This is a genomic window from Austwickia sp. TVS 96-490-7B (genome assembly GCF_019331795.1).
Classification (GTDB): Bacteria; Actinomycetota; Actinomycetes; order Actinomycetales; family Dermatophilaceae; genus Austwickia.
Window position 1 is genome coordinate 1 of record NZ_JAHPZL010000003.1, and the last position, 26,783, is coordinate 26,783.

Annotated in this window: 27 protein-coding genes; 1 reads left to right on the forward strand and 26 read right to left on the reverse strand. The window is 63.3% G+C overall.

Annotated features, from left to right (window positions below; all coding sequences use genetic code 11):
• Window positions 1-450: 450 nt before the first annotated feature.
• From tyrS to hisD, 24 genes are all read right to left on the reverse strand, one after another.
• Window positions 451-1,713 carry a tyrosine--tRNA ligase gene (gene tyrS / locus KEM60_RS02610; protein WP_219106534.1) on the reverse strand — a complete coding sequence of 421 codons (1,263 nt, stop codon included), beginning with the start codon at window positions 1,711-1,713 and terminating at the stop codon, window positions 451-453.
• A gap of 70 nt (window positions 1,714-1,783) precedes the next feature.
• Window positions 1,784-2,437, reverse strand: coding sequence for a DNA-3-methyladenine glycosylase (locus KEM60_RS02615; RefSeq protein WP_219105971.1), 654 nt, complete (start codon window positions 2,435-2,437; stop codon window positions 1,784-1,786).
• Window positions 2,412-3,860 carry an argininosuccinate lyase gene (gene argH / locus KEM60_RS02620; protein ID WP_219105972.1) on the reverse strand — a complete coding sequence of 483 codons (1,449 nt, stop codon included), beginning with the start codon at window positions 3,858-3,860 and terminating at the stop codon, window positions 2,412-2,414. The genes KEM60_RS02615 and argH overlap by 26 nt, the downstream gene beginning before the upstream one ends.
• Before the next feature lie 14 nt (window positions 3,861-3,874).
• On the reverse strand, window positions 3,875-4,375 hold the full coding sequence (locus KEM60_RS02625; RefSeq protein WP_219105973.1) for an arginine repressor: 501 nt from the start codon (window positions 4,373-4,375) through the stop codon (window positions 3,875-3,877).
• Window positions 4,372-5,574: an acetylornithine transaminase gene (locus KEM60_RS02630; RefSeq protein WP_219106535.1), complete on the reverse strand. Its 1,203-nt coding sequence runs from the start codon at window positions 5,572-5,574 to the stop codon at window positions 4,372-4,374. Before KEM60_RS02630 ends, KEM60_RS02625 begins: the two co-directional genes overlap by 4 nt.
• The gene (argB, locus tag KEM60_RS02635) at window positions 5,574-6,590 is read right to left on the reverse strand and encodes an acetylglutamate kinase (protein WP_219105974.1); all 1,017 of its coding nucleotides are present in this window, start codon (window positions 6,588-6,590) and stop codon (window positions 5,574-5,576) included. The genes KEM60_RS02630 and argB overlap by 1 nt, the downstream gene beginning before the upstream one ends.
• Window positions 6,587-7,738, reverse strand: a complete 1,152-nt coding sequence (gene argJ / locus KEM60_RS02640) for a bifunctional glutamate N-acetyltransferase/amino-acid acetyltransferase ArgJ (protein ID WP_219105975.1) — start codon at window positions 7,736-7,738, stop codon at window positions 6,587-6,589. The genes argB and argJ overlap by 4 nt, the downstream gene beginning before the upstream one ends.
• Entirely contained in the window at window positions 7,735-8,193 is a 459-nt protein-coding gene (locus tag KEM60_RS02645; protein WP_219105976.1) for an ACT domain-containing protein, read from the reverse strand. Before KEM60_RS02645 ends, argJ begins: the two co-directional genes overlap by 4 nt.
• Window positions 8,190-9,236: an N-acetyl-gamma-glutamyl-phosphate reductase gene (gene argC, locus KEM60_RS02650; protein WP_219106536.1), complete on the reverse strand. Its 1,047-nt coding sequence runs from the start codon at window positions 9,234-9,236 to the stop codon at window positions 8,190-8,192. Before argC ends, KEM60_RS02645 begins: the two co-directional genes overlap by 4 nt.
• A 51-nt stretch (window positions 9,237-9,287) precedes the next feature.
• Window positions 9,288-10,094, reverse strand: coding sequence for an SDR family oxidoreductase (locus KEM60_RS02655; RefSeq protein ID WP_255574165.1), 807 nt, complete (start codon window positions 10,092-10,094; stop codon window positions 9,288-9,290).
• Complete coding sequence (pheT, locus tag KEM60_RS02660; RefSeq protein WP_219105977.1) at window positions 10,087-12,672, reverse strand: phenylalanine--tRNA ligase subunit beta; 2,586 nt, start codon at window positions 12,670-12,672, stop codon at window positions 10,087-10,089. The genes KEM60_RS02655 and pheT overlap by 8 nt, the downstream gene beginning before the upstream one ends.
• Window positions 12,672-13,760 carry a phenylalanine--tRNA ligase subunit alpha gene (gene pheS / locus KEM60_RS02665; protein WP_219105978.1) on the reverse strand — a complete coding sequence of 363 codons (1,089 nt, stop codon included), beginning with the start codon at window positions 13,758-13,760 and terminating at the stop codon, window positions 12,672-12,674. Before pheS ends, pheT begins: the two co-directional genes overlap by 1 nt.
• Window positions 13,761-13,835: 75 nt before the next feature.
• Window positions 13,836-14,960 (reverse strand): PAS domain-containing sensor histidine kinase, encoded by a 1,125-nt coding sequence (locus KEM60_RS02670; RefSeq protein ID WP_255574167.1) that lies wholly within the window; start codon window positions 14,958-14,960, stop codon window positions 13,836-13,838.
• A gap of 31 nt (window positions 14,961-14,991) precedes the next feature.
• Window positions 14,992-15,852, reverse strand: a complete 861-nt coding sequence (locus KEM60_RS02675) for an RNA methyltransferase (protein WP_255574168.1) — start codon at window positions 15,850-15,852, stop codon at window positions 14,992-14,994.
• A 27-nt stretch (window positions 15,853-15,879) separates the two neighbouring features.
• Complete coding sequence (gene rplT, locus KEM60_RS02680) at window positions 15,880-16,248, reverse strand: 50S ribosomal protein L20 (protein ID WP_219105979.1); 369 nt, start codon at window positions 16,246-16,248, stop codon at window positions 15,880-15,882.
• Between the two features lie 120 nt (window positions 16,249-16,368).
• Complete coding sequence (gene rpmI, locus KEM60_RS02685; RefSeq protein ID WP_219105980.1) at window positions 16,369-16,563, reverse strand: 50S ribosomal protein L35; 195 nt, start codon at window positions 16,561-16,563, stop codon at window positions 16,369-16,371.
• Window positions 16,564-16,640: 77 nt separating this feature from the next.
• Window positions 16,641-17,567: a translation initiation factor IF-3 gene (gene infC, locus KEM60_RS02690; RefSeq protein ID WP_219106540.1), complete on the reverse strand. Its 927-nt coding sequence runs from the start codon at window positions 17,565-17,567 to the stop codon at window positions 16,641-16,643.
• Window positions 17,568-17,948: 381 nt separating this feature from the next.
• Entirely contained in the window at window positions 17,949-19,121 is a 1,173-nt protein-coding gene (locus KEM60_RS02695; protein ID WP_255574169.1) for an MFS transporter, read from the reverse strand.
• 67 nt (window positions 19,122-19,188) lie between these two features.
• The gene (locus tag KEM60_RS02700; RefSeq protein WP_219105982.1) at window positions 19,189-19,929 is read right to left on the reverse strand and encodes an SseB family protein; all 741 of its coding nucleotides are present in this window, start codon (window positions 19,927-19,929) and stop codon (window positions 19,189-19,191) included.
• Window positions 19,926-20,669 carry a bifunctional 1-(5-phosphoribosyl)-5-((5-phosphoribosylamino)methylideneamino)imidazole-4-carboxamide isomerase/phosphoribosylanthranilate isomerase PriA gene (priA, locus tag KEM60_RS02705; protein WP_219105983.1) on the reverse strand — a complete coding sequence of 248 codons (744 nt, stop codon included), beginning with the start codon at window positions 20,667-20,669 and terminating at the stop codon, window positions 19,926-19,928. Before priA ends, KEM60_RS02700 begins: the two co-directional genes overlap by 4 nt.
• 70 nt (window positions 20,670-20,739) lie before the next feature.
• Window positions 20,740-21,387 carry an imidazole glycerol phosphate synthase subunit HisH gene (hisH, locus tag KEM60_RS02710; RefSeq protein ID WP_219105984.1) on the reverse strand — a complete coding sequence of 216 codons (648 nt, stop codon included), beginning with the start codon at window positions 21,385-21,387 and terminating at the stop codon, window positions 20,740-20,742.
• Window positions 21,387-21,989, reverse strand: a complete 603-nt coding sequence (hisB, locus tag KEM60_RS02715; RefSeq protein ID WP_219105985.1) for an imidazoleglycerol-phosphate dehydratase HisB — start codon at window positions 21,987-21,989, stop codon at window positions 21,387-21,389. The genes hisH and hisB overlap by 1 nt, the downstream gene beginning before the upstream one ends.
• A gap of 9 nt (window positions 21,990-21,998) precedes the next feature.
• The gene (locus KEM60_RS02720; protein ID WP_219105986.1) at window positions 21,999-23,132 is read right to left on the reverse strand and encodes a histidinol-phosphate transaminase; all 1,134 of its coding nucleotides are present in this window, start codon (window positions 23,130-23,132) and stop codon (window positions 21,999-22,001) included.
• Window positions 23,129-24,577 (reverse strand): histidinol dehydrogenase, encoded by a 1,449-nt coding sequence (gene hisD / locus KEM60_RS02725; protein WP_219105987.1) that lies wholly within the window; start codon window positions 24,575-24,577, stop codon window positions 23,129-23,131. The genes KEM60_RS02720 and hisD overlap by 4 nt, the downstream gene beginning before the upstream one ends.
• Before the next feature lie 94 nt (window positions 24,578-24,671).
• Between hisD and KEM60_RS02730 the strand changes: the two genes are divergently transcribed.
• The gene (locus KEM60_RS02730) at window positions 24,672-25,445 is read left to right on the forward strand and encodes an ABC transporter permease (RefSeq protein ID WP_255574171.1); all 774 of its coding nucleotides are present in this window, start codon (window positions 24,672-24,674) and stop codon (window positions 25,443-25,445) included.
• Between the two features lie 66 nt (window positions 25,446-25,511).
• On the opposite strand, the gene KEM60_RS02735 is transcribed toward KEM60_RS02730, so the two are convergent.
• Both KEM60_RS02735 and KEM60_RS02740 read right to left on the reverse strand, forming a co-directional pair.
• Window positions 25,512-25,727 (reverse strand): hypothetical protein, encoded by a 216-nt coding sequence (locus KEM60_RS02735; RefSeq protein ID WP_219105989.1) that lies wholly within the window; start codon window positions 25,725-25,727, stop codon window positions 25,512-25,514.
• A 37-nt stretch (window positions 25,728-25,764) separates the two neighbouring features.
• The gene (locus tag KEM60_RS02740) at window positions 25,765-26,718 is read right to left on the reverse strand and encodes an SPFH domain-containing protein (protein WP_219105990.1); all 954 of its coding nucleotides are present in this window, start codon (window positions 26,716-26,718) and stop codon (window positions 25,765-25,767) included.
• Between the last annotated feature and the right edge of the window lie 65 nt (window positions 26,719-26,783).

Below are 26,783 nucleotides of genomic sequence, written 5' to 3' on the forward strand. Positions count from 1 at the left end.
CCAGCCCCAAACCAAAAAACCCTAACCCCACTCACGTGAAGCCAGAGCCGAATTGACTTGAAACCAACAAACAATTGGCATCGATTTCGGCACGCTGTTGAGTTCTCAAGAATCAGTTACCTGGACCTTTACGGGATAATTACCATAAAGATCGCGGCTCAAAATAAGCTCGGAGAAGAGTTTTGCTTGCGCTTTTTCTTTCCGAACCGGCTATCTACTTTAGCAGATCTTTGTAGTGTTTGCAACCGGACGTTTGTCGTAGTTGCCACACTGGACCTGATCAAGAGCAGAAAGCCTATCAGACTTCGAAGTGGTTTGTCCCTTCCGGGCTGTTCCCGCCTCGCGGCCTGACAGAGAAAACATTAGACAACCTGCGGAGTAACATCCAAATCCCCTGTTCAGAGAGCTGTGAGGTGCCTGCTCTCACAGACACCTCACAGCTCAACCCGGCTACGCCCGCAGACGCCGCGCAGCAGCCATGGACTTGCGTCCCCGCTTCAACAGGGCCACCTGCCCGTGCAAGAAGTCGGTCTCACTCAGCACGGCATCGGGGTCAACGATTTTCTCGTTGTTCACCGAGACTCCGCCCTCCTTGAGGAGCCGCCGGGCCGTATTGCGGGAGTCCGCTAACCCACACGCCACCAATGCGTCGATCAGAGATGACCCTTCTGGGATCTCGCCACCAGGCAACTCAGCGGTAGCGTCAGCAAGAGTGCCCGCATCCAGCTCAGACAGCGACCCCTTGCCGAACAAGGCCTCAGACGCAGCTCGGACCGCTTCCATCGCCGCAGATCCATGCACCAACGTCGTCAGTTCAGCAGCCAAGATCTTCTGCGCTGTACGACGGAAGGGCTCCTCGGCCACTTGGTGAGCCAACTCATCGATGCGATCGCGGGACAGGTCAGTGAACACCTTCAGGAGCATCACCACCGATGCATCCTCGACGTTGAGCCAATACTGATAGAACGCATACGGACTGGTCATGCTCGGGTCAAGCCACACCGCATTTCCCGCTGATTTGCCGAACTTCTCCCCAGCACTATCGGTCAACAGTGGAGTCGTCAAGACGTGAACCGACGTACCCTCGGCCCTCCCAATCAGGTCAGCGCCGGCAGTCAAGTTGCCCCACTGGTCCTGACCTCCAGTCTGCAACGTGCAGCCGAACTCTCGGAACAAGTGCAAGTAATCCAGCGCCTGAAGAATCTGATAACTGAACTCGGTGTAGCTGATGCCCTGTTCGGAATTCAGGCGAGCCGCCACCGCATCTTTCTTCACCATCTGATTGACCCGGAAATGCTTACCGTAGTCACGCAGAAAGTCCAAAGCAGAGATCGGAGCTGTCCAGTCCAGATTGTTCACGAACACCGGAGGGTTTGCGCCACCAGCACCCAAGATTCGGCGTACCTGCTGGGCGATGCGCTCAGTGTCCTGCGCCGTCTGTTCCTTCGTCTTGAGCACCCGCTCACTCGACGGTCGAGGATCACCGATCAACCCTGTCGACCCACCGACCAGACCAACTACCCGGTGCCCAGCTCGCTGCAGATGACGCAACACGATCAGCTGGACCAGGTTGCCGAAATGTAGCGACGGCGCTGTCGGGTCGAACCCGCAATAGACCGTCAACGGCTTGTCGAGCGCCTTACGAAGAGCAGCCTCGTCGGTGGTCTGAGCCACCAAGCCGCGCCAGGTCAACTCGTCGAGCACATTGCCCACGGTCCCACTACCTCTCACCTCGGCGGCCCGCCCCGGTGGCGGGAACCGCACCTGACGTCATCCTCCCCCATCACCGACGACGACGTGAAACAGCAGGTCGGTACGTCGAGACAGTATGCTCCCCCGCTACCCAGAACCGCCACGGAAAATCCGCACCTTCCCCACCGGGACCCGCCACTCCTACGCGCGGTCCCGTACGCAGTGCCTCCTCTGAAGCTGGCTCACCCGACCGCACCGTCACCGCGCACCCAGGTGCGGACAATACCCACCCGTTTTGCTCTCGACCCAACCCCAGGCAGACCGCCAATCGCGCTGGCCCCCTAGCTAAATCACGAGCAGGTCCAGACCAGTCCACCCCGTGTCGTGCACCGCGTCGACATCGAGCCGTACCCTCCCCCGACACCACCTCCCCAGCGCGTAACAACACTGCGGCGGCCTGCCCCTGCGGCCCACACACCAGATTCACGCAGAAATGCATCCCATACGTGAAGTACACGTACAACGAACCTGGAGGACCGAACATCACCGCTGTCCGCGGAGTCATCCCGCGATAAGCGTGCGATCCTGGGTCGTTCGCGCCGTCGTACGCCTCGACTTCGGTCAGCCGCACCGACACTGCGCCATGACTGATGACGCATCCCAACAGATTCGGCGCCACCTGCAACACCGATCGATCGAAAAAACTCGGCCCCAGCGGCTCACTCACGGACCGGCACCACAGCATCTGCCCAGGAACGCGCCTGAATCGACGCCGCTTTCATACGAACTACCTGCTCAGCCACCCGAACAGGCGCGGTGCCCCCTTTCGCATCGCGAGAAGCCAGCGACCCCGCCACCGACAGCACTTCCCGAACCGCAGGGGTCAACGAGGGCGATACCTCCGCCAGATCAGCATCTGAGAGATCCCACAGCTCCACCCCACGACGCTCACACATCCGGACACAGGAACCTGCCACGTCATGGGCCTCCCGGAAGGGGACCCCCTGACGTACCAGCCACTCCGCCACATCAGTCGCCAATGAAAAACCACGTGGAGCCAGCCCCGCCAGCCGATCTGTGTGGAACACCAACGTCGACGTCATCCCAGCCACTGCGGGCAGCAAGACCTCGAGGGTATCCACCGCATCAAAAACTGGCTCCTTATCCTCCTGAAGATCACGGTTGTAAGCCAACGGCAGTGCCTTCAAGGTCGCCAACAGCCCAGCCAAGTCACCAATGAGACGACCAGTCTTTCCCCGCGCCAACTCGGCAACATCAGGATTCTTCTTCTGCGGCATAATGCTCGACCCCGTCGCATAGGCGTCGTCCAGGGTGACACATCCAAATTCCTCCGTCGCCCACAGACACACTTCCTCTGCGAAGCGAGACACATCCACCGCCGTCATCGCCGCCACGAAAGCGAATTCCGCCACAAAATCTCGGCTCGCCGTACCATCGATGGAATTCTCACACGACGAGACAAACCCCAGATCCGCTGCCACAGCCTCCGGATCCAACCCCAACGAGGATCCTGCCAGGGCGCCCGACCCATACGGCGACACTGCCGCCCGCACATCCCAGTCCTGCCACCGCTGCACATCCCGCACCAGCGCCCAGGCATGCGCCAACAGATGATGCGCCAACAACACTGGCTGGGCATGCTGCAAATGAGTGCGCCCCGGCATTGGCGCGCCCGGATGCGCCTCCGCTTGGGCCACCAACGCATCCACCACGTCCAGCACCAGACCCGCGCAGATTCGCGCATGATCACGCAGATACATCCGGAACAGCGTCGCCACCTGATCGTTACGAGAGCGCCCCGCACGCAATCGGCCGCCCACCTGCGGCCCCACCCGCTCGAGCAGCCCACGCTCCAACGCCGTATGGACATCCTCGTCATCCGGCCCAGGGACGAAATCTCCTGATACAACATCCGCACCCAGCTGGCGCAGCCCCGTCAGCATGGCCTCCAAGGTCGGCTCATCCAGCACACCTGCGGCATGCAGCACCCTGGCATGAGCTCGTGAACCCGCAAGATCGTAGGGCGCCAACCGCCAATCGAAATGCGTCGAACGACTCAACTCGGCCAAAGCCGCCGCAGGACCACCGGCAAAGCGTCCACCCCACAACGCCAACCGGCGAGCACTCTCTCCAGAACCGGACGTCATCTGCCTGTCCACCTTCACTCCTGCCCTGCGGCCAACGACAACAAGCGATCAGCAACCTGCCGACCCTCCCGCACCGACCCCGTCACCACCAACACTGTGTCATCACCAGCAACCGTGCCCACGATCTGCGGCGTATCCGACTTGTCGATCGCACTCGCCAAATAATTCGCCGCTCCCGGCGGCGTGCGCAGCACCACTAGATTCGCCGCTACCGCCGCCGTGACCAGTAAGTCCTCGCACAACCGACGGAGCCGAGCATCACACTCTCCGGCCGCAGCTGCGGCCCGAGGCGTACGATCCCCGCCCTCTCCAGGAACCGCATACACCAACGCCTTCCCCTGGCGGACCTTCACCGCCCCCAACTCCACCAGATCACGGGACAACGTCGCCTGGGTGACTTCCAAACCATCTGCTGCCAGATGGGATAACAACTCCACCTGACTACGCACCGCAGAACGAGTCAAGATCTCCACGATCCGAGCATGCCGAGCCGCCCGGGACTGCGCCATCGTCATATCCCCTCCTCGTCCAAGACCTGAGCCAGAAGCTCCACGAACGACCGGCCCTGCTGCGAGGTCAACACCAACGGTGGGGCGATGCGCACCGTCCGTGGCTTTGGAACATTCACGATGACCCCACGCTCCAACAGCCGAGCTCCCACCGCCGCGGCGCCCTCGTCCCGTAGCCCGATCCCACGCAGCAAACCAGCCCCACGGACCTCCGCTACCCGGGGGTGACGCAAGGCCATGACGGCCGCCGCAATCTCATCACCTACCGACCGCGCCTGAGCCAGCAATCCCTCCGCCTCGATCGTGTCAATCACCGCCAGCCCTGCCGCACATGCCAACGGATTACCGCCGAACGTCGACCCATGCTGACCCGGTCTCAACAGGGCACTCACCTCAGGACCGAAGGTCACCAACGCCCCGATGGGCACCCCGCCGCCCAGGCCCTTGGCGAGCGTCATCGCATCCGGAACCACTCCCCATCGCTGGAAGGCAAACCACTCTCCAGTCCGACCCACCCCTGTCTGTACCTCATCGAAAATCAACAAAGCTCCATGACGAGAACACAACTCCCGAGCTGCCGCGAGATAACTCCCCGATGCGGGGAGCACCCCGGCCTCCCCCTGAATCGGCTCCAGAAACAACGCGGCCACTGGTGCCGCATCATCGGCGAACACCGCCCGCAACGCCTCCACATCGTCATAGGGCACATGCACCACATCCGGAGGCAATGGCGCGAACGGTTCTCGATACGCCGCCTTATGCGTCAGCGCCAGCGCGCCCATCGACCGGCCGTGAAACGCCCCTTCCGCCGCGACCAACCGAACCCTCCCCGTACGGCGGGACAGCTTTATCGCCGCCTCCACTGACTCCGTCCCTGAATTCGTGAAGAACACTGCTGACCCTGCGGGCGCGTCTGCTACCTGTAATAACCGCTCCGCCAACGCAATCTGCGGCTCACTAGTGAAGAAATTACTGATATGGATCAGCTGAGCTGCTTGCCGAGACACCGCCTCGACCAGCGCCGGATGGGCATGGCCCAATGCATTGACCGCGATCCCCGCCAGGAGATCCACATACTCCTGCCCTTGGTCATCCCACAGCCGAGCGCCACAGCCATGAGTGAACAATCGCTGCGGCATCCCGAACACCGGCAACATGGCCGTCGCATACCGCTGTTGCCACAGATTCCCGCCCGCCACGACCATCACGATCCCGCCAGTTCATCTGCACCAGCTACATCGTCTGTCTCCCCGTCCGGGAGGATCATTGTCCCGATCCCCTCCGTGGTGAACACCTCCACTAACAACGAGTGCGGCATCCGGCCATCCACCACATGCGCCTGCGACACCCCACCCTGCACCGCACGAACACACGCCTCTAGCTTCGGTGCCATCCCCTCATCCATGGACGTCAGCATCTCCTGTGCCGACGTCACACTGATCGTCGATAACAATGTCGACCGATCAGGCCACCTGCCATACACCCCTTCCACATCAGTCACCACCACGAGCTTCTCCGCGTCCAACGCCACCGCCAACGCTGCCGCCGCCGTATCGGCATTGACATTGAGCACCCCGCCACCATCAACATCCGGAGCCACCGTCGACACCACCGGAATTCGACCTGCAGCAACAATGTCCTCCACCGCTGAGGGATTGACCTCCACCACGTCACCGACCAGTCCCACATCCTCCCGCTGGTCCTCAGGGCTAGCGCCCCGACGCCGAGCCCGGAACAACGCTGCGTCCTCACCGGAGAGACCCACCGCAATCGGACCGTGCTCGTTGAGTAAACCCACCAGCTCCCGCCCCACCTGGCCAGTCAGCACCATACGCACCACATCCATCACATCTGGAGTGGTCACCCGCAGCCCACCTCGAAACTCACTGACCATCCCCAACCGACCCAGCATGGCCCCAATCTGCGGCCCACCCCCATGAACCACTACCGGACGCAACCCGGCATACCGCAAAAAAGCGATGTCCTGCGCGAATGCCCGCTTCAACGCATCGTCAATCATCGCGTTCCCGCCGTACTTCACCACCACCAACCGGCCCCGATAGCGCTCCAACCAGGGCAGTGCCCCCACCAATACCTCAGCTTTGCCCGCCGCGGCCGCCAAACTCGTCTGGTCACGCAACGTCCGTAGGTGCCGGGACGCCGCACGACGACGCTCCTGCTCCCAGGCCTGGCTCTGACCCGCGCTATTCCCGGCGTTCATGTGCTGTACGCCGAGTTCTCATGCACGTAGTCATGCGTCAGATCATTAGTCCAGATCGTGGCCTCCGCCGCCCCTACCTTCACATCGATCTCCACGACCACCTCCCGACCAGACAGATCCACCTCAGACCTGTCTTGACCTACACCGCTGTTGCGGCACACCTGAACCCCGTTGATCCACACGTCCAGATCCGTAGGCTCAAACACTGCAGTCGTCGTCCCTACCGCAGCGACAATCCGCCCCCAGTTCGGATCTCCTCCAAAGATCGCGCACTTAACCAGGTTGTTGCGCGCCACTGCCCGCGCCACCATCAGCGCTTCATCCTCCGAAGCCGCCCGCACCACTCGAATCGCGATGTCATGACGCGCACCCTCCGCATCCGCGATCAACTGCCGCGCCAGATCTGCACACACCCCCGTCACCGCCGAGGTCAGCTCTTCTTGCGGCACCGCAACCCCCGAAGCCCCGGAGGCCAGCAACACCACGGCATCGTTCGTGGACCGACACCCATCCGAATCGACTCGATCGAAAGTCACCCTGGTCGCTTCGGTCAACGCCAGCCGGGCTTGATCGACCGAGATCACCGCGTCCGTCGTCAACACCACCAACATCGTCGCCAACGCCGGCGCCAACATTCCAGCTCCCTTGGCCATCCCGCCGACCCGCCACGACCCCACATCACAGATCGCCGTTTTGGGCACTGTGTCCGTGGTCATGATCGCTTCAGCCGCAGCCAAGCCGCCCGCATCGCTGACCGTGGCCAATGCCTCGTCCACCCCAGCCAACAACCGGTCCATCGGCAACAACTCACCGATCAACCCCGTCGAACACACCACCACGTCCTGGGCAGCGCACCCCCACCGCTGCGCCACCCGCTCCGCCGTACGACGCGTATCGGCAAGCCCCTGCGCACCAGTACAAGCATTCGCGCATCCCGAATTCACAATCACCGCGAGCGCGCGGCCATCCCGCAGACACGACCTGCTCCAGGACACCGGTGCCGCCTCGACCCGGTTTGAGGTGAATACACCTGCTCCCACCTGCAGCGGGCCATCGTTGACGACGACTGCGACATCCCTGGCACGTGACGACTTGATCCCCGCCGCCGCTCCAGCAGCACGAAAACCCCGCGGGAAGGTCACTGTCATGACGCTGAGGCAGGTCCCGACCCCGCCGCCTCCTGCCGTTCCGGGTCGTTCTCGCCTACGACGTCCACCGCATGTCCGTGCTGCCGCCACACTGTCGCAGCTCGTCCGCTCTGATCGACCGGGATCAGAATCCAATCCGTCTCGAAGGTGGACAAGGTGATCACCGCCACGCCCTCCTGGGCTAACGGTCCTAACAGGCCACCCAGCACCCCGGTCAAGGTGAAATCGAGAGGTCCCTCGATCTCAAATGCGTGGAACGGTCCGGCCTGGACCACGCCGATCGGCACCACATCAGCTGGGGCGATCACAGAGGTTTCTTTAGCGTTCCAGGTCACCGATGTCATCGGATCGCCTCCGCGGGCCCATTGCGGAACGGCGCTCCCCGGAGCTAATCGGGCGATCTTCACCGGACGCGGATGCATGCTCAAATGCCAGAAATGATGCGCAGTACTCATGGCGCGACTCCCGTCATCGGAAGACCCGCCGTCTCTGGCAGGCCGAGAGCAAGGTTTAAGCACTGGACCACAGCCCCACCAGTGCCCTTAGTGAGATTGTCGACCGCAGCGACGACGATCACCCGCTCGGCGTCGACATCCACCGCCACTTGCATGGCCACGACATTGCTGCCCAGCACATCCCCCGTTGTCGGCCATCGACCTGCGGGAAGCACCCGCACATAAGGTTCGTCGGCGTACGTCTCCACCCAGGTGGAACGCACCTGCTCCGGAGTGACTGCACCTCGCAGACGAGCCGTGCATGTCGCGAGGATTCCCCGAGACATAGGTGCCAGAAGGGGGGTGAACGACACCTGCACCGATTCCCCCGCTGCCGCAGACAGATTTTGCTCGATCTCCGGGATGTGACGGTGCACCCCAGCAACGCTGTAAGAACTCATTGAGCCCATCACAGTGCTGGCCATCAGAGGTGCTCGCAGACTCCGCCCCGCACCGGAGGTCCCCGAAGCTGCCACCACCACGACGTCATGCGGTTGTATCAAGCCGGCCTGCAAACCTGGCGCTAAAGCCAAGGACACCACAGTCGGATAACACCCCGGAGCTGCAATCCGGGTGGCTCCGAGGAGATGCTGACGCTGACGAGAGCCATCGTCGCGCAACAACTCTGGTAGTCCATATGGCCAAGATCCGGCGTACGGGGTGTCGTAAAACCGGGCCCACGCGCTCGCATCACGCAACCTAAAATCTGCGCCACAGTCCACCACGATCGTGTGCGGCGGGAGCTGGGCCGCTACTCCCGCCGATGTGCCATGCGGCAGAGCCAGGACCACAGCATCATGGTCAGCCAAAGCCTCGACCGTCGTCTCCTGGATTTTTCGGTCTGCCAGCGGAAACAAGTGGCTGTGATGGTCACCCACCGTGCTGCCGGCGTTCGACGCTGCCGTCAACGCGCCAATGTGGACGGTCGGATGACCGATCAGCAGCCGCAGCACCTCACCTCCGGCGTACCCGCTTGCTCCGGCGACTGCAATCCTCATACGGATGAATATACATCACGGCGTAAATGTATGCAGTTGTTGTCGCGTCCACCACCCTTACCCCAGCGGATCATCCACCCCATACGGCATTAGCACCAGCTGACGAGCCCTGTCCTGCAGCTGTCCAGCCGCAGCAGACAACGACGACACCGAATCCACCCCGGCCCGCACAAAACGCCCCGACCAGGCATCCAACTGGCCAGCAGCCAAAGCCACCGCTAGGTCGGTGACATCCTGCGGCGACGTCCACTCTGTCCGCCCCGCATGCGAAGGCATCGACAACGTCATATCCGTGCGCACCACCCCAGGCATCAAGTCAAAAGCACGCACCCCCCGGTCAAAGCCCGCCGCATGCGCTGCTCCTGTCACCCGAGATAACGCCGTCTTTGCCACGAAGTACGCACTCGCACGATCAGCAGCGCGCGTCCCCGCCCCCGAATTGAGATTAATGATCCGCCCAGACCCCGCCGCCACCATGTAGGGCATCACCCGACGTGTCATCACATACGGACCACGCACATCCACCTCCACGGTGCGCCACCATTCCAGTGGATCTGACTCCAAGAACGGCACCTCCGCGTCAATCACCCCAGCATTGTTCACCAAGACATCAATCCGGCCATACGCGTCCATCACCCCCTCAACAAAAACCGACACCGCCGCATCATCGGTGACCTCGACCGCCGATAAGGACAGCTCCGACCCCCCTGGTAGCCGCACCGTCCCGCCGGAACGCGAGGTCCCCACCACCACATGACCAGCCTCGAGGAAAGCCGCCGCCAGAAAAGCGCCAATGCCGCGGGAGGCGCCAGTCACCACAGTGACCTGCGCCTCCCGCATCCGCTTCGACACCGGATCAGACACGCTGCACCGCATCCATCCGCTGCGCCGCGACCGCAATGGCCGCGTCCCGCGCCGTACTCACCTCAGCCGTGGTCAACGTCCGATTCGCCGCACGGAAGGACAACCGGTACGCCAACGACTTCAGACCTGACCCGATCTGGTCACCCCGGAAAACGTCAAACAACACCACGTCCTCCAGATCGTCGCCGGCCCCATCGCGCAACGCCTGAGCCACCTCGGCAGCAGGCACTGACTCCGGCACCACCAAGGCCACATCTGTATGAGCCACCGGATACGTCGACAACGCCCCCGCCTGCACCGGGCCACCAACAGCAGCCCACAACAGCTCCAGATCAAGCTCGGCCGCGCACGTCCTGGCCGGCAGGTCCAGCGCCAGACATACCTTGGGGTGCACCTCCCCGGCATATCCGACCACAACGCCGTCCTCCGTGCGCACACACGCAGCCCGACCCGGATGCCACGGCGCACGCTCCGGTGCCGCCGCTACCTGCAACGGCACCCCAAACACCTGCCCCATGGACACCGCCGCAGCAATCACATCAGAAGCCGACCATGGCCGGGCCTGACCCCACGGACCTTCGGACGAGGCATCACCACACGCCGCCCACGCCACCCGTCGAGGCTGCGAAGGGATCGCTTCAGCCATCAACCGCAACACCGTATCTTCCGGGCGCACCCCCACCTGCGGCACTGGGGCCGATGCGGCGTTCTCCTTCGGCAAGAAGACCAGCCCCGTCTCATACAGCGCCACATCCTTTGCGCCGCGGCGCACATTCAACCGCACCGTGGCCAACAACGAGTCCAGCACCGACGTCCGCAGACAGGGAGCTTCTTCGGACAACGGATTGGCGAGACGCACCACCCGACGGCGCTCATCATGCTCACTGAAACCACAGGCATCAAACACAGCAGGAGAAATGAACGGATAAGACCACACCTCAGTGAATCCCAGCCCCGCCAGCGTGGATCCCACCAACCGCATCCCCCGCTGCTCACGGGTCAGACCCCGACCACCGGGAGCGGTCGGCAGCACAGAAGGAATGCAGTCGTAACCCCGCAGCCGGGCGACCTCTTCCACCAGATCCGGTCCAGTCGACAGATCAGGGCGCCACGACGGCGGCATCACCCGCACCGGGGCAAAACCTTCGCCCTGGTGATCTGTGATCTCCTCCACTGCGCAACCCAACGACACCAGCGCCGCCACGACGTCATCGTGGGACAACCCTGCAGGTGCCGGGCCAGTTGACCGATACCCCGGTTCGGTGAGCTGCCACACCAAACCCGGGTCAAATGTGATCGCGGTCCGCGGTGTGCGCCGATCGACATCGGTGACTTCGACCTCGACCTGCCCCCCGGCCAGCTCCACCACCAGACGCACCGCCAACTCTGCGACCGCACCAGCAATCTGCGGGTCCACCCCACGTTCAAAACGTCGCGAAGCCTCGGTAGACAACTTATGTCTCCGCGAGCTGCGAGCCACCGACACCGGATCGAAGTGTGCCGACTCAATCAGGATGTCGCGGGTCTCATCGGACACTTCACACTCAGCGCCACCCATCACACCAGCAATCGCCAAGGGGGTCACGCCACCGTCAGTGATCAGCAGATCCTCCGGATCCAACACCCGGTCCACGCCATCCAGCGTGGTCAATGTCTCTCCAGCACGAGCTCGACGTACCTCAAGAGAAGATGACAACGCCGCCACGTCAAACGCATGCAACGGTTGACCCGTCAGCAGCATCACATAATTCGTCACATCGACGACCACATTGACCGGACGCATCCCCATCTGGGTCAACCGGCGTTTCATCCATCGGGGAGTCGGCGCGGTCGCATCAACACCGCGAGCCACCCGAGCCACATACCGGTCGCACCCAGCCACACCGTGAATTCGACCCTCGTCGATCAACCGGACTGGATAACCGGCATCAGTGGCCATCGGTTCCTGAACCACATCCGGTCCTACCGGATCACGAAACGCCCCCGCGCGGCCTGTAGACAGCGCATACTCCCGGGCGATACCTCGCATCGAGAAGCAGTAACCCCGATCCGGAGTGACATTGACCTCGACGACTTCTTCGTCCAAGCCCAACAGCGGCAACGCATCCTGTCCGGGCGTCAATGACGCCACAGTCACCGGGTCACCGAAGAAATACTCGGTCAAGACGATGATGCCGTCGTGATCGTCGCCCAGCCCGAGCTCTCGCTCCGAACAAATCATGCCCGCAGACATGTGCCCGTACGTCTTGCGGGCACCGATCTCGAAGTCACCTAGACGCCCTCCCGGCAGGATGACCACCACCAAGTCCCCTGGCTCGAAGTTGTGAGCGCCACAGACAATCTCCTGGGGTTCTGCCCGACCTACGTCGACATGACAGAAATGGATCGTTTTCCCGTTTTTCTGCGGTTCGTCGGTCTTATCCAGCACTCGCCCGACCACCAACGGCCCAGACACCTCACCCGCATGCAGTGCTTCCTCCTCCAGGCCGACACGGACTAAATCCGCAGCGACCTGCTCCCCCGAGGGGGGCACATCCATGCCGACGAGTTCAGCGAGCCAGCTCGTAGGCGCGCGCATCAGATCTCCATCCCGAACTGCGCAGAGAACCGCGCATCTCCCTCAACGATGTCGTGCATATCGCTCACGCCGTTGCGGAGCATGATCGTGCGATCGATTCCCATCCCAAATGCGAAACCGGAGTAGACATCCGGATCGACACCACAGGCAGAGAGCACGTTGCGGTTGACCATTCCGCAACCACCCCACTCAATCCAGCCCGGGCCCCCCTTCTTCCCGGGGAACCACAGATCCATCTCGGCGCTCGGCTCGGTGAAGGGGAAATACGACGGGCGCAACCTGGTCCGAGCATCCGGCCCGAACAAGGCCCGCGCCAAATGGTCCAACGTGCCCTTCAAATGGGCCATCGTGAGACCTTTGTCGACAGCGAGACCCTCGACCTGATGGAAGACCGGCGTGTGAGTGGCGTCCAACTCATCAGTGCGATAGACCCGGCCGGGCACCGCCACATAGACCGGAAGATCCCGCTGCAATCGAGAAGAGTCCCGGTGCAGCAAGGTCCGGGCTTGGACGGGAGACGTGTGCGTGCGCAGCACCAACCCTGAATCCGCAGGTGCGACGAAGAACGTGTCCTGCATCTGTCGCGCCGGGTGGTCCGGGGCGAAGTTCAGCGCGTCAAAGTTGAACCACTCCGCCTCTACCTCAGGTCCATCGGCAATTTCCCAACCCATACCGACAAAGATGTCCTGCACTCGCTCAGTCACCAGGCTGACCGGATGCCGCGCACCCCACTGCCGGTACGGCGCAACCACCGTCACGTCGAGGGCCTCCTCGGTGAGGATGCGCTCGTCACGCAGCGCTTCGAGTTCGGCTTGGCGCTGCTTCAACGCCTGGTTGACACGCCCGCGAGCAGCACCGACACGTTTACCGGCTTCTGCCTTGGCACTCGGCGGCAAGGCTCCGATCTCCCGGTTTGCCAGCGCCAACGGGCTCCGGTCGCCTGCATGTGCCTGTCTGACTGCTTTGAACTCCTCCAGATCACCGACTTGGGTGATCGCGGTGAGCGCCTCATGGACGTGGCGCTCAATCTCCTCGGGGTCCAATGCGGCCACCTCGACGGGGTCGTACTGCTGATTCGGTCCTGACACAACGACGATCCTAGCCAGGGCTGCCGTGCTGAACACATCGACAGATACGACGTCCGCCCCCTGCGGCGGCAGAAACTATCCCACCAGAGCCGACTCCGCCGCAGGCAAGGACACCATGAAGCGGGCCCCGCCTCCGGCAGCTCGCCCCACTGAGACTCGACCTCCATGGGCTTCCACCAGGCCTTTGACCAAGTACAACCCCAGTCCAGTACTGCCTCGGTGCGACCCATGCCAGAACTTTTCGAAGATCAGCGGATAATTTTCCGGATCGATGCCCTCGCCCTCGTCTTCGACAGTTAACGTCACCCACGGCGTCTCCCCTTGTGGGACAGGAACACTCGCGGTCTCTATCGAAACTGTTCCTCCGCCGTGCTTGAGTGCGTTGTCCACCAAGTTCACGATGATCTGATCCAACCTGTCCGCGTCAGCCCACACCTCTTGCCGCGGCGAAAAGGCCTCTTTCCAGGAGAATTTCGCCCGATCATGCCCAGAGACGACATAGCGGTCGATATGCGCCGTGACCGCCTGCCGCAGATCGACCGGGCGTGGCGTTACCCGCAATCGGCTCGCATCGATACGGCTCACATCAAGGAGTTCGCTCAGTAACCGAGAGAGCCGTTGGGCATCGGCTTCGATGGTCTGCATCATCAACAGCCGCTGGGGTTCACTAAACCGTTCCCACCGGCGCAGCAGGGTCCCAGAAAAGGCTTTGATGCTGGTCAGCGGTGATCTCAGTTCATGAGCAACCACCGAGATCAGCTCTGCGGTGCCAGCCTCATGACGTCGTCGTTGCTCGGTATCTCGCAAGATCACGACGACCTGATCCACCGGGCCACCGCGACGGTGGCGAACGATGCTCATCGTGACCAAGAAGTGTCCCCGACCGGGGAGGTGCAGCATTCGCTCACGGTGACCGGTGCGGATCGAGATTCCGCCCCACGGGTCGAAACAATCCCACCACGACATCCCACCTGGCTCGACGAGCGGCAAGGCGTCTCGAACTGGAGTACAGAGAATGTCGCTGGCTAACCGCCCCAACAATCGTTCTGCCCTGGGGTTGAGAAAAACAACCCGCTGGTCAGCACCCACCACCAGCACACCATCAGGCATCACCGCCAGGATCTGAGCCGGGTCAACCCTCCGCTCCGCCTGCCCGTCGGCTCCCGATGTCGTCTCCGGTACGTCGTCACGATCGGTCACGGCGTGACCCTACCCCGCAACGGCAACGCGATCAGCTGATCGGAGAGTCACCGACGTGGCGATGCTGTGCCGCTGCTGACCCGTAAAGACACACAGTCGCCGCCATCGCCAGATTCAACGATTCCGCACGACCATAAATGGGGACTCGCACCACGTCGTCACAAGAACGACGAATCTGGTCGGGAAGCCCTCGAGCTTCGTTGCCGAAAATCCACGCATGAGGTCGATCGAGGTTGGCCGCATGCAACTGCGTCGGGCCTCGCCCGTCAGCAGCATAGGCCACCACCCCGGCCGCGTGCATTGCCTCCATCAACGGAAGTAGTTCCACTCCGATCACCACTGGGAGGTGAAACAACGACCCTACGGTCGACCGCACCACTTTGGGGTTGTATAAGTCGACGCTGGCATCAGTGAGGATGACCGCATCGGCACCGGTCGCATCAGCTCCCCGGAGAACAGTGCCAGCATTGCCTGGATCTCTGACCTGCGCCAATACACAGAGAAGTCGAGGCTTCGCAGCTAAAACCGTGTGCACATCGACATCGACTTTGCGGCATACCGCCACCCCACCTTGCGGCGTCTGCGCGTCTGAGATGGCGGCAAGTACCCGCTGATCAACAAGGTGGACGCCGACGCCATGTCGCGCCGCCGCTGCGATGAGGTCTGCCCACCGCGGCGTAGCCGCCGCTGACGTCTCGACGTACAGGTCCTTGACCACATCAGGGCGATGGGTCAAAGCCTCTTGGACCACCTGGGGCCCTTCAGCGAGGAAGAGCCCACTCCGTTCACGCGCCGAACGCCGGGAGAGCGCCCCAATTGACCGCACCCGCTCACTTCGAGGGTTGGTCAACACGGGAGTCTCCCGGCGTTCGTTCCGCTCACCGGCACGCACAGCCGCGATGGTGCACCTGGCTGTCGGTCAGGCGGCCTGGGCCGGGACGTGCTTGCGAGCGATCTCAACCAGTGCCGCGAAAGCAGCCTCGTCGTTGACAGCCATCTCGGCCAGCATGCGACGGTCGACCTCGATCTCCGCAGCTTTCAACCCCTGGATGAAGCGGTTGTAGGTCATGCCGTTGGCGCGAGCGGCCGCATTGATGCGCTGGATCCACAGGCGACGGAAGTCACCCTTACGGGCGCGACGGTCCCGGTAGGCGTACCCGAGGCTGTGCTGGACCTGCTCCTTGGCCTTGCGGTACAGGCGGGACCGCTGGCCCCGGTACCCGCTCGCGCGCTCGAGGACGACGCGACGCTTCTTTTGGGCGTTGACCGCCCGCTTCACGCGTGCCACGTGATTGCTCCTTGTGTGTCAAGCTGCCCGGCACCGGTCGCGCGTCCGCCCCCGTGTGGAGTAGACGTCTGTCGGTGCGGCGAAGCCGGGCTCGGCAGTGGTTCGGATGTGCGGGTGGGCTTACTTGCCCAGCAGCTTCTTAATCTTCTTGGCGTCCGGCTTGGCCAGCTCCATGTCACCGGCGATGCTGCGCGTGTACTTGCTGGACTTGTGCTCCAGCAAGTGGCGGCCGTTGGCCTGCTCACGCATGACCTTGCCGGTGCCGGTGAGGCGGAAGCGCTTCTTGGCGCCGCTGTGGGTCTTGTTCTTCGGCATCGCGCCGATTCTCCTTTGTCGTACGTCCTAGATCGCCGTTGCGAACCAGGGGTGTCGGATAAAGACCGGATGTCGTGTCAGGCCTGGACCCGGGGCTTCGGCGGTGCTGGCTTCGGCGGCCTGGGAACCGGCACGGCCACCGGCTCAGCGGCTTTCTCGGCCGCTGCCGGCTCTTCAGCCGACGCGACAGGCTCTTCCTCGGCCGCTGGTTCGACCTCGACAGCTGGCACTGTCGCTGAACTCGGCTCGCTCTCCGGGGCGGGCTCGGCGTCCTCAACCTCGGTGATCTCTTCAGCCTCAGTGGCTTCGTCGACCTGCACGAGTTCCTCGACTACCGGAGCTTCCTCAGCCGTGGTCAGTTCCTCGACCTCGAGGTTCTCCACGGACTCGATCAGCTCATCAGTGTCAATCGGCTCGGCAGGCAACACCTGTCGTGGCTGGCGCACCGAGGCCGCGTCATCACGACGACGGCGCTGCTCAGCTTTGGCCTCTGCCTTTTTCTTGGTGGGGCCGAGCACCATGATCATGTTGCGCCCGTCCTGCTTGGGCGCGCTTTCGACGAAGCCCAGCTCCACCACGTCTTGCGCCAGGCGCTGCAACAAGCGGAAGCCCAGCTCGGGGCGGGATTGCTCCCGACCACGGAACATGATGGTGACTTTGACCTTGTCGCCGGCCGACAAGAAGCGGACGACGTGACCCTTTTTGGTCTCGTAGTCATGCGGATCGATCTTCGGACGGAGCTTGATCTCCTTAATGACCGTGTTGACCTGGTTTTTGCGGGCCTCACGAGCTTTCAGGGCAGCTTCGTACTTGTATTTGCCGAAGTCCATCAACTTCGCCACCGGCGGTTTAGCCATCGGTGCCACCTCGACGAGGTCGAGATCCGCTTCTGCGGCAAGGCGCAGAGCGGCCTCCACGCGGACGATGCCGACCTGCTCCCCGTTGGGCCCGACGAGCCGCACCTCCGGGACGCGGATGCGGTCGTTGATGCGCGGTTCGCTGATGGTGCGCTCCTTTGTTCAGACGTACTCTCTCGGACGTTCTATGACGATGGGCGGCGCACACGGAAAAGGCTTCCCGCGTGAGTCGTCCGCGAGAAGCCCGGTCCCATCGATCCTGGCACGCCCGGGCCGAGCCGAGCTCGACCTACGACGGAGACAAGAACCATCATGGCTCCGCCCCATCCGGTGAATGCGACCAGGTGACCCGGCGATCTTCTGATCGGCGCGGGTGGAAGCTGATGGAGTCTGCTTCTCTTTCGGACGCCACCTTCGCGAACGAAGGCGGCGTGGTCTGCCTCATCATCCTACCAGCAGACTCGCAGTACGTCGTACGTCCGCCTCGGCGACCTGACATCTCTTCCGTCATGACCACGACAACCCAGCTCAGAGCGTCGCCGCTGCGTCACCACGACGCCGACGACAGCCCACGATCAACCCCACCACAGCCAACACCATCCCTACCACGGCCACCGCCCCAAAACCCGCCGACGCTCCCCCCGTATCCACCACGGCACCCGCTAACGGCGCTCCAGCCGCCGAACCCACTTGCATACATGACCCATGCCACCCCATGACTTCTCCCCGATTGCGCTCGGGAACAACACGGCTGAGCTCGTCGACCATTGCCGTAATCGTCGGGGCGCACCACACACCGGATATCACCATCAATGCCGTCAACGTCCACACATCCCGAGCCAACACTAACGGTGCCGTCGCCGCCCCCAACCCCAACAACAGCCACAGCGAAGACACCGGGCGAGTCCAGGCCCCATATACCAACCCTCCAACTACCGAACCCACACACCACATCGCCATCACCACACCCACGTGCGATGTCGCCCCAAATTCCCGCATCACCGCCACCACTGTCAGGTCAGTCCCCGCCAACACCACCGTGGCGCCCACCGCCGCAAGGAAGACCGCAGCGACCGCCGGGGTCAACCACACCCCCGGCCCCACCGCGACCTCCTCAGCACCCCCGGACTCAGCCGTCGTACCGTCCGATTCCTCTCGCATCGGCGGATCGACCAACCACAGCACCGCCCCCGCAGCCACCCCGCACAGACCCACCCCCGCCAGAACCAGGCCGGTGTCCCACGTACTGGCCGCCCACACCCCAGCCAACGGCCCCACCATGAAAGCCACCTCCACCGCCACCGCGTCCAAAGCCAACGCCGTACGACGGTCATGGTCAGGAACCGCCACGATCACCGCCTGCCGGATGATCGAGAACGATGGGATCGTGAACAACCCAGCCAGAGCACACACCCCGAGCAATGGCAGATAGGCCAACTGTGGTGCCGCCACCCAGCACCCGGCGAGCACCACCAACGACGGCCAGACCACCCGCCGCAATCCCCGACGATCCAGCAGCCGTCCCCGCCAAGGACCCGCCACCGCCAACCCGATCGTCATGATCATGGCGGCCAGACCCGCCTCACCGTAAGACCGCCCCATCCCCACGACATGCAACGTCAAGATGATCCCGCCTGCCGCCGCAGGGACCCGGACCATCACACCCAACAACAAGGTCAATCTGACCCGAGGAACTTGCAAGACACGACGATACGGAGATAAAGGCACACCTCATCGTGGCAGGCCAGATCCCACCCACGCATCTGGATTACATCCCAGGATCCACAGCCCCGGGGCCGACCGAACGCACCGTCACCACCACCTCATCGAGACGGCAACGCACCTGAGGGTCCCCGGCCAAAGCCTCCCCGACACCTGCTACCGCCCCCTCCACCTCCGACGACGACAAGCCTGGTGCCAACCACACTGACAGCCGGATCGCCCCAGGCACATGATCTGACCCGTCTGCCACCTCAACTCGCGACACCCCCGCTACCTGGCGTGCTGCCTCCCGAACCGCCCGCGCCACTATCGGATCCCGGTGCGGCGGGCACCACTGCTCCCCCGACGCCAACGCACACAACTGCGACCATCGCAGGACGATGGACACCGGAGCCCCTAGGTCCACCACCATCACCGCGCACCCGTCGTCCAGCGCAGTCACCGCCGCATCCCGCACCGTCATCGGCACCGGTCGAGCCCGCTCATCCCAGATCGCGAGAGCTGCTGTCCCTGTGAAGACTGGCAACGCCCGGCTCCCGTCCGGCCCGGTCAACAAGGCAGTCGCCATCGCCGGGCCGCGGACGTCAAGGTCCCCTGCCCGCGGCATGGGCACTAACGGAACCAGCACACGGCCCTCAGCCCATCCCGCCAACAGTCGCTCCTCTGCCGCCGTGACATCAGCAGGCTGAGCGTGGGCCACCGCTTGCAGCGCCGCCAACACCGCAGGATCCGGCTCTCCCCGGTCGCCAGCAAAGCGGTCCTTCCCTGGCAGCAAACCCGAGGTCACCGCCCACCGGCCGCGTCCAACGCCTCCTCTAGCGTGAAAGCCCCCCGGTACAAGGCCGAACCAATGATCGCCCCCTCCACCCCGAGCGGCACCATTGACCGCAGCGCAGCAACATCGGCCACCGTGGACACTCCCCCCGATGCCACCACCGGCCGGTCCGTGCGCTCGCAGACTTGCGTCAACAATTCCAGATTCGGTCCAGACAACATACCGTCGCAAGCCACATCGGTCACGACATACCGGCTGCAGCCTTGCGCGTCCAAACGAGCCAAGGTCTCCCAGAGGTCGCCACCCTCACTCGTCCAGCCACGGGCGGCCAAAGTGGTGCCGCGCACGTCCAATCCAATCGCCACTTGATCACCGAAACGGGCGATCGCAGAGGCGGTCCATTCTGGGTCTTCCAATGCTGCGGTGCCGATATTGACCCGGCGGCATCCGGTGGCCAACGCACGGGACAACGTCTCCTCGTCCCTAATGCCACCGGATAACTCCACATTCAGGTTCAGCCGACCGACGATAGAGGCGATCAGGGTGGCGTTGTCACCGCGCCCGAAGGCTGCGTCCAGATCGACCAAATGCAGCCACGATGCCCCAGCCTGTTGCCACCGTTGCGCCGCTAGGAATGGGTCACCGAATGATCCACCCGACCCGGCTACACCCTGGACCAGCTGCACCGCCTGACCGTCGACGACGTCGACGGCAGGGAGCAATTCCAACGACGGGGCAGGACGTTGTGACATCACGAACCTTTCTGCAGAGGCACCTCGAGGCGGATGCCGCGAAGCCTATGACGATGGATCGGCACTCGGATCAGAGGGAATCGAGCCAATTGCGCAGCAGGTGGGCGCCAGCGTCACCGGACTTCTCCGGGTGGAATTGGGTCCCCACCAGGGGGCCGTTTTCCACCGCTGCAACGAAGGGAGCGCCATGCTCAGCCCAGGTCACGAGGGGGGCTACTGTGCTGAACGAGCCGTGGGGAGTCAAAGTCCACTGCTGGGCGGCGTACGAATGGACGAAGTAAAACCGCTCCTGGGCGATGCCAGCAAACAGGGAACTGCCGGTCGGCACGTCAACTGGGCTCCAGCCCATGTGCGGAACGACGTCCGCAGCAAGCCGATCGACCGTGCCAGGCCATTGACCCAACCCGGGCTGTGGCGAGTCTGACGGCTCCGACGACGAGTCGAACATCGCTTGCATTCCCACGCACACTCCGAAGACCGGTCGGCCACCGGCCAATCTTCGGTCGATCATCCGTCCACCGTCGACAGCGGCCAGGCCTGCCAGACAGGCGTGGAAATTGCCGACCCCTGGGACAAACAACCCGGCAGCCTCGGACACCTCGTGAGGGTCAGCAGACAAGGTCACCTGCGCCCCGACCCGCTCTAGCATTCGCACGGCGGATCGCACATTGCCGCTGCCATAGTCCAGGACAACGACTCGGGGCCGAGCACCTGACATCACAGGCTTCCCTTCGCGCTGGGAATCCCCTCGACCCGAGGGTCCAGGGCAATCGCAGCGCGCAATGCCCTGGCGACCGCTTTGAATTGAGCTTCCACAATGTGGTGAGGATCGCGGCCGGAGAGCACCCGTACGTGCACCGCCATAGCGGCGTGGTGGGCGAAGGTCTCCCAGACATGTCGCGTCAACGACCCGACATATGTGCCTCCGATAAGGACATATTCCTGTCCTGCGGGTTCTCCGTCGTGCACACAATATGGGCGTCCAGCGACATCCACGACCGCCTGCACCAACGCTTCATCTAACGGGATTAACGCGTCACCGAAACGCGAAATCCCCCGTTTATCGCCCAATGCTTCCCGTACGGCGTCCCCCAGGCAGATCGCGACATCCTCAACAGAGTGGTGGGCGTCCACGTCCGTGTCGCCCTCGGCTTCTACCTCCAGGTCGATCAGGGAATGTTTCGCCAAGCTTTCCAGCATGTGGTCGTAAAAACGCACCCCGGTGCGCACCTGACTGCGGCCAGTGCCGTCCAAGTCGACCCGCACTCGCACCCGACTCTCCGAGGTGGATCGTTCGATCTGCGCGACCCGTGTGGTCATCACTGCTCCCTACTCTGCTGTGGACGTGAGGCAGTCGCTCAACGCCGCCAGCACCGCATCCGTCTCCGCCACCGTGCCTGCAGTGATCCGAAGATGGCCGGGCAGTCCCACATCGCGGACCAGGACGCCTCGGGCGACCAAAGCCCGCCAGGTCGCTTTTTCATCCCGAAGTCCTCCCACCAGGACAAAATTGGCATCTGAGGGCATCGGCACTAGCCCCATTCGAGCAGTCTCCTCGACCAGACGGTCTCGTTGCGTCTTAATCGCCTCGACCTCAGCCATCAGGAGATCGGAGTGGGCCAACGCGGCCCGTGCCACGACCTGGGTCTGAGTGGAGAGGTGATAGGGCATCCGCACCACCCGCAATGCGTCGACCAAGGCAGGATCAGCCGCGAGATAGCCGAGACGTCCCCCCGCAAAGGCAAAGGCCTTGCTCATCGTGCGGCTGACAACCAGCCGTGGCCGCCCCGACAGCAAAGTCAACGCTGATGGAGTCCCCGGTCGGGCGAATTCGGCGTACGCCTCATCGACCACCACGATCGTGCGCGCACACGCGTCGTAAACCGCAGTGACCACGTCTAGATCCAGCGCAGATCCGGTGGGGTTGTTGGGCGAGGCCATAAAGACCACCGCTGGAGCATGCTGAGCGACCTGTTCGGCAGCTGACTGCGGATCGAGATCAATCGCGTCTTCGCGGTGGATACCCCGACGCCCCTCCACCCAGTCGCTGCCGGTCGTCAGCGCGTAGTTGGGGTACATCGAGTACGACGGGACGAACCCCATGATCGCCCGCCCCGGACCAGCGAAGGCTTGCACCACATGTAGCAAGACTTCGTTGGAGCCGTTACCTGCCCAGAGCTGGGAGGCCGCCACTGGAACCCCTGAGCTACGAGTCAGATACCCAGCCAGATCTTCTCGCAGCGCAGTGAACTCCCGGTCGGGGTATCGGTTGAGGCCGGTCCCCGCCTCGGCAAGAGCCGCGCACATCGCCTGCACCACCGCCGACGGCACTGGGTAGGAATTTTCGTTGGTATTCAGTTGAACCGGGACATCCAGCTGAGGCGCCCCGTACGCCGTACGACCCTGTAGATCCGGACGTAGCAGCTCGCCGAGCACCTGCTCGGCGCGGGAAAACCCACTCACCCACGACCCCCCAAGGTCGGCGCGTCCTGATCATGAGTGTCTGGCACTGTCTCGACATACCAGTCTGGATCTCCAGGAGCGTCGGCCACCATGTCGCCATCGCCCCCCGGATGAGTGCGTTCGGTCCGACAGAGCACCGCGTCACCATGCGCCGGCAAATCCTCAGCTCGGCTCAGAGCGACCACCGATTCGGCGATATCAGCTAAGGCGTCCTCGTCATAGGTGATCACCTGCACTGACCGCAGGAACGAATGCACACCCAAGCCCGACGCGAAAGCGCTAGTGCCACTGGTCGGCAAGACGTGATTGGACCCAGCTGCGTAGTCTCCCAAGCTCACCGGGCTGTACGAGCCGACGAAAATTGCCCCAGCATTGGTCACCAATGACGCATCCGCAGACGCATCTGCGGTCTGGATCTCCAGATGTTCAGCGCCATAGGCGTTGACCGTGCGTAAACCTGCTTCCACGTCATCCACGAGCACGATCGCCGACTGTCGTCCTGACAAGGCTGCCCGCACCCGATCCTGGTGTGCCGTGACCTCCACCTGCAGGCGCAGCTCATCTTCGACCTGGTCAGCCAAGGCTTCGCTCGGCGTCACCAAAACAGCAGCGGCTAAGACGTCATGTTCAGCTTGACTGATCATGTCTGCCGCAATGTCCTGCGGGAACGCCGTATCGTCCGCAAGAATCGCTACCTCAGTCGGACCAGCTTCGGCGTCGATCCCCACGACGGTACGCAACGCCCGTTTTGCTGATGCCACATAAACATTGCCCGGGCCGGTGACCAATGACACCGGCTCACAGACCACAGTGCCGTCATCCTCCTTGGCGCCATAAGCGAACATCGCAATGGCCTGGGCCCCACCCACGGCATACACCTCATCGACTCCCAACAGCGCACACGCTGCCAAGATCGTCGGATGCGGATATCCCGTAAAAGGCGCCAGGTTATCCCGCTGCGGCGGCGAGGCCACCGCCAACGAGGACACCCGGGCCACCTGAGCCGGTACGACGTTCATCACGACGCTGCTCGGATAGACCGCCACCCCGCCGGGGACATACAGCCCCACTCGCTCCACCGGCAACCACCGCTGAGCGACGGTCCCCCCAGGCACCACATGGGTGATATGCGGGGTGCGCAACTGCTCGGTGTGCACGATTCGGGCCCGGCGGATGGACTCCTCCAACGCCGCCCGCACCTGGGGATCCAAGGTGTCCACCGCCGCCGTGAGAATGTCAGCAGGCACCCGCAGATGCTCAGGGCGCACCCCGTCGAAACGCTCTCCCAGGTCGCGGAGCGCTTCAGCGCCCCGCAGCCGCACCTCCTCACAGAGCGGACGGACGACATCCAAGGCGTCGTCCAAGTCGAACTCAGCGCGCGGAAGAGCCTCGCGCAGCTCACGGGCGTCCAGGACGCTGCCACGTAGGTCGATGCGGGAGATCACCGGGCCATTCTAGGGAGATCCCCCGACGATCCGGTCTCAGACACCCCGGGCACCTCGTGGGCAGGCTGCACCCGCGCCGACAAGAATGACGTCTGTGCCCACTGTCATGCCCGCCAGCGCCTTGATTCGACTCCACGACCAGCCCGACGTCATTCGACTCGTCGTGATCGTCCTTGCCCTGGCCATCCTCAGCGCTGTCCTACGTCGCAGCACCGGTCTCGGCGACGGCCGCGCCGAAATCACCGCCATCCTGCGCGCCACCCTCCAGCTGGGAGCGGTCGGCCTCATTGTGGCGGCGGTCCTGGACTCCTGGCCGTTGACCGGGCTGTTCGTGGTGGTGATGATCGCAGTGGCCACCTTCACCAGCGCCCGCCGTATCGGCAGCACCAGTCGAACATGGCCGCTGCTGCCGGTAGCGATCGGCTCTCTCCCCGTCGTAGCGGTGCTGCTGGCGGCAGGATTATTGCCGTGGCAGCCCATCAGTCTGGTGCCCACTGCGGGGATCCTGGTGGGCAATGCGATGACCGCCACCTCATTAGCAGGTCGACGCGGCCTGGATGCCCTGAGCGAACGCCGCGGAGAAGTGGAGGCCGCCTTGGCCCTAGGCCTCCTTGACCGCGATGCTGCCCTCCTGGTGGTCCGGCCTGCCGCCCGGCTCGCCCTGGTGCCCGGCCTCGATCAAACCCGCACTGTCGGACTAGTGACCCTGCCTGGGGCATTCGTGGGAACCCTCCTCGGCGGAGCCACCCCGCTGCAAGCCGCCGCGCTGCAGTTAGTGGTCCTGGCAGGCATCCTCGCGACCCAGTCGATCGCGGTGGCTCTCACTGTGGAGCTCGTGGCGCGCAGGGCATTACACCGCTCGGAATGAGCAGCCACCCTAAGCCAGATCCCTCACCACCGACTTCTCATCCTGCGCCACGCCCTCGCGCACCGCTCAGCTGGACGCACCTTCCTTGCGTGGCCGCCCTCGTCGGGGCATCTCCGGAAGGTCCTGAGGCGCCCGACCTGACTCTTGCAATGCCCGTCGTAACAACACCTCCACCTGAGCGTTCACGCTCCGGACATCGTCACTGGCCCATTTCGCGACGGCTTCGTACACGGTCGGATCCAGTCGTAGCAAAAGCTGTTTACGAACGGTGCGGGGACTCATCGTGTCTCCCGCACCGCACGCCTCATCACATCGCAGCTCACGAGTAGAGACTGCCGGTATTGATAATGGGCGTGGTCTTTTGTTCCCCGCACAGCACCACCAACAGGTTGCTGACCATCGCCGCCCGGCGTTCGTCATCCAACTCCACGATCGACTCTTGCTCCAGCTTGGCCAGCGCCAGCTGCACCATGCCCACCGCTCCTTCCACGATGCGGGAGCGAGCAGCGACGATGGCGCTCGCCTGCTGCCGTTGCAGCATCGCGCCGGCGATTTCAGGGGCATATGCCAGATGACTGATGCGGACTTCAATGATTTCAACACCAGCGACCGCGACGCGCTGAGCGACCTCACTAGCCAGCTCTGCAGAGACGATGTCCGTGCTGCCCCGCAGCGACGTCCCCGCCTCCTCAGGATCGTCGTACGGGTGAGTGGTAGCGACGTGACGCAGAGCTGCTTCGGATTGCACTTTGACGAAATTGGCGTAGTTTTCCACCGCAAAAGTGGCTTTGGCGGTGTCGGCAACTTGCCAGACCACAATGGCGGCGATCTCAACAGGATTCCCGTCAAAGTCGTTGACTTTCAACGCGGAGGTCTCGAAGTTGTTCACTCGCACCGACAGGGTCTGTTTGCTGCTGAACGGCATCGCCATGACCAGCCCGGGGCGGCGAATCGTCCCGACGTACCGACCAAAGAACTGGATCACCTTGGTCTGACCAGGTTGCACCACGGTCAGAGAGCTGCAGATGACGGCAGCCAGAAATGCCAACAAGACCGTGCCGACCAGGAAAGGAGTACGCAACAGGAGACAACCCACCGCACCGCCAGTGAGCAGCAATGCCACCAGTAGCGCGATAAACCCGTCCACGGCCCAAGCAGCACGTTCGGCGATGGCGACGCGCGCGCCGTCGTGCCCCACAGGGGTCGTCGCAGGTGGAACTGATTGCGGACCGAGCGAGTCGGTTGGCGTGGTCGGCGGAGAAACAGGGGACATGGCGCCTCCTCGAAGCGAAGTGATATCTCAGTGATATCACTTTTTTAGAGAGGTGGCCAGGGGTG